Below are 14,240 nucleotides of genomic sequence, written 5' to 3'. Positions count from 1 at the left end.
GGATGAGTACTCATCATTCCATATAAATCGAAGACATCATCACATTTTTATGCAAAGCACGACAAAGGAGGAATTTTTGACAGGTGGTACTGCATCAATAAAACAAAAAATGAAATGAAGGATCAGTCATGCATCATTTAAAACAAAAAACCACATGGGGTTCAGCCCTGTTACTTGCGACAGCCCTGTTTGGCTTAAGCACACCCGTACAGGCCGAACCGGGCGTCTTGCAGGTTCAGGAACGCGCCATCAGCCATTATGCCCAAACCCGATATCCAATTGTCATGACCCACGGCTGGCTTGGCTGGTCGCGAATTGGCAATGAAACTTTCAATATGGATTACTGGTACCAGATTTTGCCCGATCTGGCGCGTCACGGCGCCACTGTGTTTGCCGCACAGCTATCTCCGGCACATCAGACTGAATTTCGTGGTGAACAGCTGATTCACCAGGTGGAAGATGTGCTGGCCATTACGGGCAAAAATAAGGTCAATCTGATTGGCCACTCACATGGCGGCCCGACTGTACGTTATGTGGCGGCGGTCAAACCTGAATATGTGGCCTCAGTCACCGGTATTGGTGGCACGTTCCGCGGCTCTAAAGTGGCCGATGATATTCAGAACAGTACGGCACTGCGTACCGTCTTCAATCTGGTCGGTGATTATATGATTGCCCCGCTCATCAGTTATGCCCAGTTACAGCCAGATATGCCCATCAACTTTGATGCCTCGATGAAATCCCTGACCGAAACCGGTTCTGCGGACTTTAACCGCCGTTTCCCGACCACGGCACTGGCAGCAAACTGTGATCAGGCCGGCGCTGAAGTTGATCGCGGGATCCGCTACTACTCCTGGACCGGTACTGCACAAGCCACCAATCTGCTGGATATTGACACCATCCTGATGCAACTCGGGCCGCTGTCGTATGGCAATAAGGACAATGACGGCATGGTGGCACGTTGCAGCTCGCATATTGGCAAGGTGATTCGGGACAACTACAACCTGAACCATACCGATCTGGCCAATATGATGTTCGGACTGACCGGCCGCTTTGCCCCGGATCCGGTGGCACTGTTCCGTCAGCATGCCAATCGCCTGAAACAGCAGCAGCTCTAGACTTTTAAATTGCCTTGGTGACAAGGCTGAACACCGTACAGATCGTGAGCGGTCTGTACTCACAAGAACAAGACTGAGGATTTAACAATGAAATATGGATATCTCATCGCCGGTCTGGCCGCTACCGTATTGAGCGGCACCACACAGCTGCACGCCTCAAACAGCACCCAGGTCAAAGCACCTTTTGTTAGCTCGCAGTATGCCAAAACCAAATATCCGATTGTATTTAGTCATGGTATGAGTGGCTTTATTACCCTGGGGACCGACAATTTTGGCCTGGATTACTGGTATCAGATTCTGCCAGATCTGGCGCGCCACGGCAGTAATGTCTGGGCCACCCGGGTATCGCCATTTAACTCCAGTGAGGTCCGTGGCGAGCAGCTGGCACAGCAAGTCGAGGAAATTCTCGCTGTGACCGGTGCCGGCAAAGTCAACCTGATTGGCCATTCGCATGGCGGGCCTACCATTCGTTATGTGGCCGGGGTAATGCCAGACCAGGTGGCATCTTTAACTGCGGTGGGTGCACCGAATAAAGGTTCACCGGTGGCCGACCTGATTTTAAAAGCCGAAGGCACACCGGTTGAAGGGCCATTGGTTGGTGCAGTCAATCTGGTGTCCAAAGCCATTACCTGGGCGCAAGGTTTGGACCCGAACAGCTTCCCGCATGATTCTCTTGCTGGCGGCAGCAGTCTGACCCTGGCCGGCTCGGCCAAGTTTAACCAGAAATTCCCACTAGGGATGCCAACCACGGCCTGCGGTGAAGGTGCCTATAAACAGAATGGGGTTGTGAATTATTCCTTTACCGGTATTGGTACGGTCACCAATATTCTGGACCCCGACTCTGCCCTGAAAATCACCAGCTTGCTGATTGATGGCGGCAAAGAAAATGACGGTCTGGTCTCTCGCTGTAGTGCCAAGTTTGGGAAAACCATCCGCGATGACTATAACTGGAACCATTTAGATGAAGTCAATCAGTTTCTGGGTCTGAAAGCGGTATTCGCTCCAGATCCGGTCAGTGTCTACCGCCAACATGCCAACCGTTTAAAACAACAAGACCTGTAAATTTGAGGATGATATGCCCTGCTCTTTTGAGCAGGGTTTTTATTTTTGATGATGAAGCAAAATGGAATTTTATGAAAATAAAAATTTTACTTACGCTTATGACAACTGTACTGTGCTGTGGAACGGCACTGGCACAAGTCAGCCATGTGATTAAAGCCGAAAGCAAACGGGTGACCTCGACTTATGCCCAAACCCAATATCCGATTGTATTTGCCCATGGCATGGTCGGGTTTAACCGCATTGGTACCGATATCTTGGGCATGGACTATTGGTATCAGATTCTACCGGATTTAGCCCGTAACGGCAGCAATGCCTGGGCAGCACGGATGTCACCGTTTAACTCCAGTGAAGTCCGGGGTGAACAATATCTGGCCCAGCTCCAGGAGGTGATGGCCATCACCGGAGCGAAAAAAGTCAACCTGATTGGCCATAGTCATGGGGCACATGCGGTGCGTTATGCCGCAGGTGTAATGCCTGACCAGGTGGCCTCGGTACTGACTGTCGGTGGTGCCAATCAGGGTACCGTGGTGGCCTCCGACGTGATGAAATTTGCCGATCAAACAGGAAGCTCTGACCTGTTAAATGTGCTGATCAGCAGTTTTGGCAAAGTGATTATGTGGGCACAGGGCCTGGACGGCAATGCATTGCCGCATAATGCCTTAGCTGCAGGTCATAGCACCTCAATTGAAGGAACCGCGGAGTTTAATCAGCGTTTTCAGTTGGGCTTATCCTTAACACCCTGTGGTGAAGGCAAATATCAGGATCAGGGTATTGCTTTATATTCAATGACCGGAAATACGCAAGTCACCAATCCACTGGATGTTGGTGATGCTGCTATGAAAGTCCTTGATTTAATCTCGGCCCATAAAGGCGGTGCCAATGATGGCATTGTCTCGGTCTGTAGCGCCAAATTTGGTAAAACCATTCGGGATGATTTTCCATGGAATCATCTCGATGAAGTGAATTTACTGTTCGGTTTAAAAGGTACTTTTGCTCCAGACCCGGTCGCGGTCTATCGCCAGCATGCCAACCGGCTCAAACTGCAAGGTCTATAAACCAGTCTACAGCCATAAAAAAATGCGCCATGGGGCGCATTTTTTCAACGAGATAAAACTGATTAAGCTTCAGTTTTACGCGCTGGTAACTTTTCACGAATACGTGCAGCTTTACCAGACAATTCACGTAGGTAGTAAAGTTTAGCACGACGAACGTCACCACGACGTTTCACTTCGATTTTAGCAACGATTGGTGAGTGAGTTTGGAATACACGCTCAACACCAACACCGCTAGAAATTTTACGTACTGTGAACGCAGAGTTCAAACCACGGTTTTTCTTAGCGATTACAACGCCTTCGAACGCTTGTAGACGTTCACGGTCGCCTTCTTTAACTTTTACAGAAACAACTACTGTGTCACCTGGTGCAAAAGCTGGGATGTCTTGTTTAAGCTGAGCATTTTCTACAGCTTGTACTAAAGGATGCTTACCGCTCATGGGGTATCTCCAATATGTGCGAGTTAGAAGAGGTCTAATCATCGCTGGGGCTAGAGGCTAAAGCGCATAGACCCGATTGACTTTCCCTTTATGCTTGACCGCTTCAATGCATAAAGAGCCTATTTAAGTACTTAATCCGAAGATCAAGCTTTTCATTGTGCGCAGAGCATAAATTAAGCTTTATGTTCTGGCAAATCTTTTAGCCATTTTTTCTGCTGCTTCGTAAGCTCAACTTGTTCAACCAATTCAGGTCGACGTGCAAGTGTACGCTGATAACGCTGCAAAAACCGCCATTTTTCAATATTTGCATGATGACCTGATTTCAGTACCTCAGGCACATCCAAACCTTCAAAATGGTCAGGCTTGGTGTATTGTGGGCAGTCTAACAGACCATCCACAAATGAATCTTGTACATGGGATTGTTCATCAGACATGGCACCCGGAAGTCTCCGGATAATACTGTCTAATAACACCATCGCAGGCAGTTCACCGCCCGATAACACGTAATCCCCAATCGACCATTCCAGATCGACATATTTCTGGATTAAACGTTCATCGACACCTTCATAACGGCCACACAGCACAATTAATCCGTCATATTGGACAAATCCTTGTACAGCGGGTTCATTTAAGGTTTTACCTTGTGGTGACATATACACCACCGGTACGTTGACCGCACCTGCTTCATGAGCAAGTTCTTTGGCACGGCGGATTGCTTTTGCCAGTGGCTCAGCCATCATCACCATACCGGGACCACCACCAAATGGACGTTCATCCACCCGTTTGTAGTTACCCTCAGCATAATCGCGAGGATTGATACAATGAATTTGCATCAGATCACGTTGTGCTGCGCGCCCGCTAATACCGAAACGTGTAATCGCTTCAAACATTTCAGGAAAAAGCGTAATGACTGCAAAAAACATCGCAGACTCCCGTATTTCCAAAAATATTAGTAATCTACGCCCCAATTGACGTAAATACGACCTGTTTCGAGATCAACGCGTTGTACCACATCTTTATGCCATGGAATCATACGCTCTTCGCCATCAATGCTTTCGGCAGTTGCGCGAACCACCATCACATCATTAGCGCCTGTTTCAAACAGTTCGTGGATTTGACCGAGATTGACTTCCTGTTCCTCATCATCCAGACCTAACACGGTTAGACCTTTTAAATCAGACCAGTAATACTCATCCACGCCCGCTTGAGGCAGTTGCGATTTTGAAATCCAGATATTTGCGCCAACCAGACCGTCTGCTGCAGTGCGATCGCTCACACCTTTTAAGCTAACAACCAGGCCTTTGCCATGTGGTTTCCAACGTTTTACATCGACAGTTTGCCAACCTGCTTTGGTCTCAATGTACCAAGGCAGGTAGTCAAACATGTTGCTCATAGGTTCTGTATTGGAATAGACCCAGAGCCACCCATTTAATCCATATGCTGAACGTAGCTGTCCAATCTGAATACGATCTTCGGGTACATTCTGTGTTGGTGTCATGGGCTACCTACTACTTAATTCTTTAAAATTATGCAGCAGCTGCAGCTTTCTTCGCTTGAGCAGCTAAAGAAGCAACACGTTCAGAAGGTTGAGCACCTTGTGCTACCCAGTGAGCAAAACGGTCAGCATCTAAACGAAGTTTTTCTGCTTTACCTTGCGCTGTAGGGTTGAAGAAACCGATACGTTCGATGAAACGACCGTCACGTGGATTGCGGCTATCAGTTACAACGATTTGATAGAATGGACGCTTTTTAGCACCACCGCGAGTAAGACGAATAACTACCATGATACAACCTTATAGTTTTTACGGATTATCCCTGTACCGACCATCGATACATTTCAAACCCCTTTCATAGAGGGCAGTATTTTACGCGAAGTTTGCCCTGAATGAAAGATCAAAAGTTAGTTATCCAAAATTTTGAATTTATTTCTCATCCCAAGATAAACATGTCCCTGATGCATCATCTTTATCTTTGAACCAACATTGCTTGCCTTTAGAATCTAGTGTAATAGCACCATTACCTAATTGAGAGCCTGCAGGTGTTGCTGTTAATGTCCAAGTATGTGTAGGATCTGTAGAAGTATCAGATAAACTCAAATTATAAGTAATCGAACCCGACTTATTAATAACGTTCCCACCGTAAACATTTTGCAAATTTGCCTCATAGAAAGAACCATTAGCTAATTTATAACTTGCTAATTTTTGTCCTATACCTAGTAGTTCCGCTTGTGCTTCTGCACGTTTAGTTCTCTTCACTGAATCTTGATAGGATGGAAACGCTATTGCAGCCAGTATTGCTACAATAGCCACAGCTATCATGAGCTCTATAAGCGTAAAACCTTTATTAGCTACCAATCTTCTGCTCCTTGCCCTGAACATGCTGTAAATGACACATTCTCAGCTTCTTTCGCTTTGCACTTTATACCATGACTGGTTATTAAAAATGTGTAAAGCAATGCGTCACTTGAATTTATAGGAGAAGCTTTCATTGACCATGCTTTACCTAAGCTCGATGTTAGTAAGTCCACTTCCGTTGAATTACTTATATCTTTAATTTCAATTTTATACTTCGAACTTGGTGTAGATACTGCGCCTGGTACATATACAGAACTTAATGCGGTATTCACACCCGCATACATATACTTTGGATCAAAACGTTTATAGGAGAAATTTTTAGCTTTATGGCGTTCTAACTGATCTGCCAATTTCAGCATTTCTTGCTGTACCAGTGCCATATCTTTTTTTCGAACATATTGTTGATAACTAGGTAATGCAATCGCAGCTAAAATAGCCACGATTACAACAACTACCATTAATTCAATCAACGTAAATCCATTCCTAAAGCTAAACATCAACCACCACCCTGAGCATATTGCTCATACCAACGGTTTGGAATGAATTTTAAAGCACCACCATAGTTTTTAATTTGTGTTGTGCCCCCTGTTCCACCAGCACCACCGCCACCTTTTTTATCTTCATTCAAAATAAAGAGCGAGCGTTTGCTATTATCACCATCTCGACCGCCGCCCATAATTGGCTCACCAATACCTGCACCTAAGGCAACAAAAATATTTTCTGAACAAATACCATATGGCATACAGAATCGATGAATACTTGTTTCACCAGCAACACCTGCACTACAACTACCTGTTGTACCCGCCTTAGAAGCATCAAAAACAGGAACATATAAGTCATTTTCAACAGCAATTAGTGGAGCAAAACTTTTTAAAATTTGCTTATCCTTTAAAGGAGATGCTGTCAAATTTTCCTCTTTATCAAATAAGTAGTACCAACCACCATCACCGTTTTGCACATTACTATTTATGACAGGTTTTTTATTCGCTTCTAATCTAGCATCTACTCTTTTTTCCAACAATCTTAACTTGCCATGACCGCCTAACCCAGTTGTCCCTAAAGTGCGTATATTATGTGTATTATTATTTGGATATTTATGACTAAAAACATCATAGTCATAGACAACAAATACACCATCATGCGTATGAGCGGTGGAAGCGGTAGCAGATTTGCCATACATCGGGCTACTTCTATCACCAGATGCGATACTTACAGCAGCGACCTCCTTCTGATGATGAATCGTAAATGTAGGCTGCTCGTAAAATCTACGTTTTGAAGATTTCAAGTCTAAAATTTTAGTGACTTGTGATTCAAATTTTGTATTTGATGGATTAAAATCGACTCGGAAGGCCTGACCTCTCAAATCACCAAAATAGAGATGATCAACTAAACCATCATTATTACGGTCAACTGTTTTAATCGAGCTGACAATACTATAATCCATACCAACACCATTACCGGCTAGCTGGACATTTCTGTCACCAGTTTTAGATGCACTATAGTTCCCACTTACTGACCATAGTAAATCGCCATCATCAGCATCGAACATATACACACCAGCACCAATTTTTTTCTCATCAGCACTGTCTTGATCATAGGTTGGTGACTCATAACCTTCATCATATCCACCGCCAACGATCATGACGAGTTTACGACTTCCATGCCAATTTACATATGCTAATGTTGGTTTTGACCAACTTTGCCCCATATGCGAAAGCTCAGTAATTGTTTTTTCTTTTGTGACTTTATTATCTAAATAGTGAACCTTGCTATTTTCAGGATCAATATGAAATTTAACTTTTGGGGCATCTAGATCAGTAAGGTCTAAAGCATAATAACTACGCCCCCCCATGCGTAGACCTCCATATACCCATTGTTTCCCTTTAAGATTAATTTCCTCTTCTTTATTATCGTCATTTACAATGGTTCGTTTACCACCATCTACACTCAATGTACCATCAGACTTACTTACATAGGTGGTATGAGCAGTCCATTCTCCATCTATACCATAGTGAAGGTTAGATTTACCTCCTCTTGTATCACCACCGTTATATTTAAATGCTTCACTTTGTTTCTTAATCATTTCATAAGGTAGAAAAGCGAATTTTTCTTTACCCGTTTTTGCATCTAAGACATGTAAAAGCCCTTGTGTAGAGCCAAATAAAATATAATCTTTACGGTTAGTTGTATCAATGAGTACTTTACCATCAGCACCTTTTATTACTGTAGGCTTACCTTCTTGAGTTAACAAAATCGGTTTCGAATGTAAAATAGCACCTATTTGTGGTACTTGTTTAGAAATTGCATCCGTAGCTAAATTTTGTAGATTTACCCCTGCTTGAGCATTTTCATATCCTAATAGATTCATTAATGCTTCGCGATAAGGTGCATTTGCAGTCAAGTTATATGATGTCGAAATCGCTTGATAAATGGTTTTACCAGCATCTGCATCATAGGTACTTAAATTTAAGCTTTTTGTCTCAGCTTGATCTTTATAAACAAAATCACTCAGAATCAATCTCTCTTTCGGAGTTGTTGTAGTACGATATCCTCGTATCAACTGACTCAACGCACCATGCATAAATGCCACTTCATTTGAATTAGGAGTGAAATTTGGATTATTCCATTCATCAGCTACATTTTTAATTTCATCCTTCTGCATAACAGGCTGAGTGCCATTTTTTGTGCCATATAAAGAACCATTCACAGCATGATATTTTTTTAGGTTGCCATACCAAGTCTGCTGTAAATCCGTAGGTGCTACTTTTGGTACAAACTGAGGGAAATATCCAAATGGCTGAATGGTACTACTATTGAGTGCATCTACAGGGATAGTAGCTGTACCTGTACTGACACCAGGAATATTCGTTTTCACTTTGCCTAAAAATTTACTAAAACTTTCAACAATATCATCTGTGGACTCGCCTGAATACCATCCACCATTCCCTTTTATCCCCCACTTTGCAGTATTTCTTACGTTCTGACTAATAGAAGTATACGTATCAATTTCACTTTCAGTTTGAGCATTGCTTGGAATTACAGTAAATCCTTTACCAAAACCGATCACAGCCGTAAGTATATCCACTTTGGATTTATTTTTTGTTTTATCTGCTAAATTTTCATTCAATTTAAAAATACAATCCCATCCTTCTTTTGTCCCATCACAAGAGAAAGAACTATTATCAAGCGCTGCTCGAACAAGCCTTCTAGTTCCTGTAGCATCATTACTACTTCCTAAATCATTAGGTTCCCCATCAGTAAGCACATAAATCCCTTGCGCATGACAAGACTTAGCATCATCAGTAAGAGAGACTTGTGATTTAATAGATGCAGGTTGAGTATATCCAGTTGAAGTTCTAGTATCTGTAGAAGAATCAGACCAATCAAAACCTGTATTAGTTAACCCTGAGGTACTCTTACCCAATAAATAAGCTGCCGTTTCAGCATAGGAATTTGCGGTTGGCGTACCTGAAATAGGATTAATAGCCAGTACTTTTTCCAAAATCAGTTGCCGTTGCTTAATGGTTCTTCCACCCACAGTTACATCTGCATCCAACCGTCTAGCTGGTACTACAATTGTTCCTGCATTTCTTGTTGATGTACCATTAACAGCACCTAAAGTAGATAAACCCAGTATAATTTTATTATCTAGTTTTGGAACATCATTATTATTACTATCTTTTCCACCTACCAATAAAAGTACCATAGCATCTTTTAAACGTGTAATACGATCAAATTTCGTTTCTGAGGGCGTCCCGGATAATTTATAATAATAGCTAACATTATCAGATTGATAAACGCCCATTTCTGTCACATCTGGAGCGCTACTTAAACTAGTACTGCCGGTATTATTACCTCCGCAGGAAGCGGTCTTACAAGATCTCCATTTCGTTACCCACTTCCTTCCATCCCATTCATCTGTACTTCTATATAAATAGTTTCCCCGGTTATTGGATGTTCTACAATCAAATCTATCATAACTTATTTTTACGTCACCAATTTTTGCTTCCCCCTGAATAACCTTATAATCATAATAACTTCGAGGATTAGTAAAATCACAAGCATCCATTGCTACTGAAGGCGTTGGATGAGTTACACGCATACTTCCTGAAACATCCAACATCATCATTAAGGTTGTTGTAGAACCACTTGTAGTTGGAGCTGTATATATTTCAATATCACTCGCACTCACACTATTACAAATCAAAGTCGTGATTGATGCCGCCAATATGGTTAACTTCGCCTTGTTTAAGGCAGTTTGTTTTAAATTTTTCTGTATAAATCTCATTTTAATTTCCCCGCCTTAATTCACTTGTCGAAGCTGATATTCCATTTCCTGGGCACTATAAGGAACATTTAAATCAGCTAGACAATCAATAACACTTTTTTGAGTCACTCCATTTACTACCACATTAAAACTTGGGTAATTCATGACACAGGCATCTATCTTTGAATCTTCTGATGTTGATAAATTAGGCAAATAGGAAATCGCACTTACAATAATAGTCCCTATATCTTTTCCACCATAGGTTTCAGAGTCGGATCCATCATACATGTGAGTCCAATCTTTTCTGTTTTCTAAGCTGGACCGAACTCCAACACGGGTTATTACTGCATTTCTGTCCGATATATAATCCTCACTTTTCCCAGTCTTACAGTAACCATCTTGCCCCAAATCATTTTTACGAATGGTAGAACCTTCCCAATACACAATACTAGCTTTACCTAAATTATATTTGTCACCAGATTCAGTTTTGCGTAGACAATAAACTAGTTCTTTACCTTTATTTTCAGGCTTATTCACAAAACCAATCATGCCATTATCAAGCTGCAATTCAGCAATTTTAAGTGCATCATCTGTATAGGCTTCTAATTGAAAAAAAACAGCATCCGAATTTTGTACTAATAAAGATTGAGCCTGCGCATTCGTTGTGATATTAAGTGACGTTATTGCTCCACGAATAGCCCAAGTACCAATAATAGTGATGAGCAAAAGCATGACTAAAACAAAAATTAAAGTATTCCCTGTCTGTTTATTCTTCATCATGCTCACTCCGCCTGATTTTTCACACCAAAACCATTGCGTAAAGCGACAGTTTGGGTAATAACTTGACGTAAATACTTACTTTTATCTGGATCTGTTAATAACTCTTTATTTTCCAAATCTAACACCGTAAATTTGGTCAACTCTGTACCATTCGCTACAGTTTCAGGTGAGCGAACCAAAATACCGAGTTGTATAGATACAATCTGTGGTTTATCTGATAACTTCGCATATTCCAATGGTGAAACATAAAGAAATTCATCCATTACACCATCTTTCGCTTTGGTAACCACTCCAGCTGCATTTTTAATTTCATTATCCCTTGCGATACCCAATAGCACTCGAAAATGCTCTACATTTGGAATCAGCATTTCACCATCCCCCGATAAATTTAAACTTGTAACAGAATCGCCTGTATATACAGTTGCTTTGCAACGCAACGAAAGAGGTCTATACTGATTATCAGCTGCAGGAACTTTTTCTTCCTTTAAAAAGTAGCGTTGTACAACAAATTGATTAGGTAAAACCTTTACACCTTCACAGTTATATTGACTACCAATAGTATTTTTATATTGAATTACAATTTGATCACTCTTAAGGTTTTTAAAATTACTAGGACCAATAGAAGATTTAGTCAACAAAGCATTGACGGCTTCACCATTTGTCATTGTTACTTTACTTATATTTGTATTATTAAAAACAACACCACCATGCAATGTATCTACTGTCATAGCTGCACTATTTGAATCTATGTTCGCACGACGTAAATCTCTAACAATGTAATCCATCCCAAATAATCCACTATTTTGAATATTCGCACTACTTTGTTGAAAGGCTAGACTCTGATTTGCATTAATAAAAACTTGTATTGATGCCGCAACGATAAGTGAACCTAAAACCAAAGCAATCATTAATTCTATTAACGTGAATCCTCTTTGATTATTCATGATCCATATGCCTCCATCACCAAGCATTTAGCACCTGCAACATATACGCCTTCCACCATGCAATTTGCCTGACTAGTTGCAGTAATTGTTGTATCTCCCCAAGCGACATAAACACATTGACGATCCCCTCCTTGGCAATCATTAATAATAACTGTCATATTCTTTTGTTTAGCCACACCTAATATTTGACCAGCATCAAAAATTGCCATCTCAACTTGTGTACACATAGGTGTATTTGTAATAGAAGCATCACTACTATCCGCTCTTATGCAATTTTTAGTAGTCGCATTTCCAGGAGCATTAATTTCAGATTTATATTTACTGAGCTGAGTTCTATTTACGCGAATTTTTTCGGCGAGATCTCTTGCAAGTGTCATTGCTGTGGTTCGATCATTTGCCTCTTGCACAGCATCAAGTGCCCTAAATTGCAAAGCTGCAAAGCCTAAAACAGCTATAGCTAAAATCACAAGAGAAACAAGTACTTCCATCAAACCCACACCCCTTTGATTTTTCATCACTTACAATCCCCAATTAATGGCTTACTTTGCATTCTGTCAATCACGCCACTTTTAAAAATTTTTATAGATTTAATTTCTGTTAACTTTTCATGACAAACTTCAAAGACTAAATCTTCGGTATCATCCCATTCGATAATTTTTTTCGGATTAGTCAATGGATCTTCAGGAATTTCATCGTTAAAATTCGGGTTTAATTTTTCCAATTTACGAATCGATGTTATACGTTTTTGCGCCAAACCTGTTGGTGTAAAAGTAATGCCTTCTGGCACCCCTTTAGCAAGCACATGTATAGTTGGTCTAGTAGTCCACCAATGAAACTTATCACCGATATTTTCTTGATTCTTAAATTCCAAAGAAATATTTTTTCGAAGTGAAACCGCTGTCCCTCTAACATTTGACAGAGTCATCGCCAAATCTCTTGCCTCGGTCTCCAACTGTTTTTTATATATTAATTGCATCATGCTAGGCGCCGCTATCATCGCCACAATCGCCAGTACTGCAATCGTGACCATCAACTCAATTAAGGTAAATCCCTGACTTTTTCGCATGCTCTCCCCCTAGGCAAAAATGTTGGCCCAGTTAAAATCATACTTATTAAAGTTACAAAACCTACACAGAACAGATAAAAGGCATAAAAAAGCAGATGACTGTCATATCACAATCATCTGCTTATTTTTAAAAGAAAAATTAGACTGTTATCTATTTCTCAGTTTAAGCCTGAGTTACAGGAATACGTAACTCTTTCGGTAAACTAAAGGTAATGTTCTCTTCACGACCGGCAAGCTCGGCAGGGGCGGTTGCCCCCCAGTCCTGCAAACGCTGAATCACCTGTTTAATTAAAATTTCTGGAGCAGACGCGCCAGCAGTGACACCAATTTTCGTTTCAGGATTAAACCAGGCCTGATCCAACTGATCGGCATTATCGACCAGATACGCCTGTTTACCCATGCGTTCGGCCAGTTCACGTAAACGGTTCGAATTCGACGAGTTTGGTGACCCGACCACCAGCACCACATCACACTGACTGGCTAAATCACGCACCGCATCCTGACGGTTCTGGGTGGCATAACAGATATCATCTTTACGCGGTCCCTGAATCTGCGGGAATTTCTGGCGCAAGGCATCAATCACTTTGGCGGTATCATCAATCGACAGCGTGGTTTGCGTAACAAATGCGACTTTTTCAGGATGACGCACGCTTAAAGCCGCGACATCTTCTTCATCTTCCACCAGATAAATTTCACCACCATTTTTCTTGTCATATTGACCCATAGTGCCTTCCACTTCAGGATGGCCTTCATGTCCAATTAAAATCGCCTCGACCCCTTCACGGGCATATTTGGTCACTTCAATATGCACCTTGGTCACCAGCGGACAGGTGGCATCAAACACTTTCAGGCCACGGCGTTCCGCTTCCTGCTGAACGGCTTTTGATACGCCATGCGCACTAAAAATCACGATATTATCGTCTGGTACTTCATCCAGCTCATCTACAAAAATCGCACCGCGCTGACGTAAATCATCGACCACAAACTTGTTATGCACCACTTCATGACGCACATAAATTGGTGGATTAAAGCATTCAAGGGCACGATTCACAATCGCAATTGCACGGTCCACACCCGCACAAAAACCACGTGGATTAGCCAATACAATTTCCATAGAACCCTCGATATTCATTTCAACTTTTGCAGACAGATGCGAAATT

At 41.8% G+C, this 14,240-nt stretch carries 15 protein-coding genes; 3 read left to right on the top strand and 12 right to left on the bottom strand.

From position 1 onward, the window contains the following. Nucleotides 1–128 precede the first annotated feature (128 nt). The 3 genes from FTU54_RS02880 to FTU54_RS02870 all read left to right on the top strand — a co-directional run bounded on the left by FTU54_RS02880 (nt 129) and on the right by FTU54_RS02870 (nt 3,232). Complete coding sequence (locus FTU54_RS02880; protein ID WP_075174928.1) at nt 129–1,115, top strand: triacylglycerol lipase; 987 nt, start codon at nt 129–131, stop codon at nt 1,113–1,115. Nucleotides 1,116–1,202: 87 nt separating this feature from the next. Then, nucleotides 1,203–2,177: a triacylglycerol lipase gene (locus FTU54_RS02875; protein WP_180061487.1), complete on the top strand. Its 975-nt coding sequence runs from the start codon at nt 1,203–1,205 to the stop codon at nt 2,175–2,177. 71 nt (nt 2,178–2,248) lie between these two features. After that, nucleotides 2,249–3,232 carry a triacylglycerol lipase gene (locus FTU54_RS02870; protein ID WP_180074419.1) on the top strand — a complete coding sequence of 328 codons (984 nt, stop codon included), beginning with the start codon at nt 2,249–2,251 and terminating at the stop codon, nt 3,230–3,232. Nucleotides 3,233–3,294: 62 nt separating this feature from the next. Here FTU54_RS02870 and rplS read toward each other — a convergent pair whose 3' ends face one another. The 12 genes from rplS to ispH form a co-directional block, all read right to left on the bottom strand. Continuing rightward, on the bottom strand, nt 3,295–3,669 hold the full coding sequence (gene rplS / locus FTU54_RS02865) for a 50S ribosomal protein L19 (RefSeq protein WP_168406100.1): 375 nt from the start codon (nt 3,667–3,669) through the stop codon (nt 3,295–3,297). 173 nt (nt 3,670–3,842) lie between these two features. Next, nucleotides 3,843–4,592, bottom strand: coding sequence for a tRNA (guanosine(37)-N1)-methyltransferase TrmD (trmD, locus tag FTU54_RS02860; RefSeq protein ID WP_180074417.1), 750 nt, complete (start codon nt 4,590–4,592; stop codon nt 3,843–3,845). A 26-nt stretch (nt 4,593–4,618) separates the two neighbouring features. Continuing rightward, nucleotides 4,619–5,167, bottom strand: coding sequence for a ribosome maturation factor RimM (gene rimM, locus FTU54_RS02855; RefSeq protein WP_168369962.1), 549 nt, complete (start codon nt 5,165–5,167; stop codon nt 4,619–4,621). Between the two features lie 28 nt (nt 5,168–5,195). Then, nucleotides 5,196–5,453 carry a 30S ribosomal protein S16 gene (gene rpsP, locus FTU54_RS02850; protein WP_004809941.1) on the bottom strand — a complete coding sequence of 86 codons (258 nt, stop codon included), beginning with the start codon at nt 5,451–5,453 and terminating at the stop codon, nt 5,196–5,198. A gap of 138 nt (nt 5,454–5,591) precedes the next feature. Continuing rightward, a complete protein-coding gene (locus FTU54_RS02845; RefSeq protein ID WP_257233376.1) occupies nt 5,592–6,023 on the bottom strand; it encodes a type IV pilin protein in 432 nt (143 codons plus the stop codon). Continuing rightward, entirely contained in the window at nt 6,017–6,520 is a 504-nt protein-coding gene (locus tag FTU54_RS02840; protein WP_180074413.1) for a type IV pilin protein, read from the bottom strand. Before FTU54_RS02840 ends, FTU54_RS02845 begins: the two co-directional genes overlap by 7 nt. Further along, nucleotides 6,520–10,311 carry a PilC/PilY family type IV pilus protein gene (locus FTU54_RS02835; protein ID WP_257223791.1) on the bottom strand — a complete coding sequence of 1,264 codons (3,792 nt, stop codon included), beginning with the start codon at nt 10,309–10,311 and terminating at the stop codon, nt 6,520–6,522. The genes FTU54_RS02840 and FTU54_RS02835 overlap by 1 nt, the downstream gene beginning before the upstream one ends. Before the next feature lie 15 nt (nt 10,312–10,326). Further along, nucleotides 10,327–11,067, bottom strand: coding sequence for a hypothetical protein (locus FTU54_RS02830; protein WP_257223790.1), 741 nt, complete (start codon nt 11,065–11,067; stop codon nt 10,327–10,329). Between the two features lie 5 nt (nt 11,068–11,072). After that, complete coding sequence (locus tag FTU54_RS02825; RefSeq protein ID WP_180074409.1) at nt 11,073–12,014, bottom strand: PilW family protein; 942 nt, start codon at nt 12,012–12,014, stop codon at nt 11,073–11,075. Further along, nucleotides 12,011–12,529: a type IV pilus modification protein PilV gene (pilV, locus tag FTU54_RS02820; protein WP_075167874.1), complete on the bottom strand. Its 519-nt coding sequence runs from the start codon at nt 12,527–12,529 to the stop codon at nt 12,011–12,013. The genes FTU54_RS02825 and pilV overlap by 4 nt, the downstream gene beginning before the upstream one ends. Next, nucleotides 12,529–13,080: a Tfp pilus assembly protein FimT/FimU gene (locus FTU54_RS02815; RefSeq protein WP_180074408.1), complete on the bottom strand. Its 552-nt coding sequence runs from the start codon at nt 13,078–13,080 to the stop codon at nt 12,529–12,531. The genes pilV and FTU54_RS02815 overlap by 1 nt, the downstream gene beginning before the upstream one ends. 163 nt (nt 13,081–13,243) lie before the next feature. Next, on the bottom strand, nt 13,244–14,194 hold the full coding sequence (gene ispH, locus FTU54_RS02810; RefSeq protein ID WP_045795274.1) for a 4-hydroxy-3-methylbut-2-enyl diphosphate reductase: 951 nt from the start codon (nt 14,192–14,194) through the stop codon (nt 13,244–13,246). Between the last annotated feature and the right edge of the window lie 46 nt (nt 14,195–14,240).

The sequence above is a fragment of the Acinetobacter sp. YH12116 genome (assembly GCF_013418895.1).
GTDB lineage: Bacteria > Pseudomonadota > Gammaproteobacteria > Pseudomonadales > Moraxellaceae > Acinetobacter > Acinetobacter indicus.
The sequence above is the reverse complement of the archived record's forward strand: the minus strand, read 5'-3'. Positions and strand labels throughout refer to the sequence as shown.

Excerpts from the sequence above, each read along its gene's own strand:
- FTU54_RS02880 (WP_075174928.1), top strand. The coding sequence starts at position 129 with ATGCATCATTTAAAACAAAAAACCACATGGGGTTCAGCCCTGTTACTT.
- FTU54_RS02875 (WP_180061487.1), top strand. The coding sequence starts at position 1,203 with ATGAAATATGGATATCTCATCGCCGGTCTGGCCGCTACCGTATTGAGC.
- FTU54_RS02870 (WP_180074419.1), top strand. The coding sequence starts at position 2,249 with ATGAAAATAAAAATTTTACTTACGCTTATGACAACTGTACTGTGCTGT.
- rplS (WP_168406100.1), bottom strand. The coding sequence starts at position 3,669 with ATGAGCGGTAAGCATCCTTTAGTACAAGCTGTAGAAAATGCTCAGCTT.
- trmD (WP_180074417.1), bottom strand. The coding sequence starts at position 4,592 with ATGTTTTTTGCAGTCATTACGCTTTTTCCTGAAATGTTTGAAGCGATT.
- rimM (WP_168369962.1), bottom strand. The coding sequence starts at position 5,167 with ATGACACCAACACAGAATGTACCCGAAGATCGTATTCAGATTGGACAG.
- rpsP (WP_004809941.1), bottom strand. The coding sequence starts at position 5,453 with ATGGTAGTTATTCGTCTTACTCGCGGTGGTGCTAAAAAGCGTCCATTC.
- FTU54_RS02840 (WP_180074413.1), bottom strand. The coding sequence starts at position 6,520 with ATGTTTAGCTTTAGGAATGGATTTACGTTGATTGAATTAATGGTAGTT.
- FTU54_RS02835 (WP_257223791.1), bottom strand. The coding sequence starts at position 10,311 with ATGAGATTTATACAGAAAAATTTAAAACAAACTGCCTTAAACAAGGCG.
- FTU54_RS02830 (WP_257223790.1), bottom strand. The coding sequence starts at position 11,067 with ATGAAGAATAAACAGACAGGGAATACTTTAATTTTTGTTTTAGTCATG.
- FTU54_RS02825 (WP_180074409.1), bottom strand. The coding sequence starts at position 12,014 with ATGAATAATCAAAGAGGATTCACGTTAATAGAATTAATGATTGCTTTG.
- pilV (WP_075167874.1), bottom strand. The coding sequence starts at position 12,529 with ATGAAAAATCAAAGGGGTGTGGGTTTGATGGAAGTACTTGTTTCTCTT.
- FTU54_RS02815 (WP_180074408.1), bottom strand. The coding sequence starts at position 13,080 with ATGCGAAAAAGTCAGGGATTTACCTTAATTGAGTTGATGGTCACGATT.
- ispH (WP_045795274.1), bottom strand. The coding sequence starts at position 14,194 with ATGGAAATTGTATTGGCTAATCCACGTGGTTTTTGTGCGGGTGTGGAC.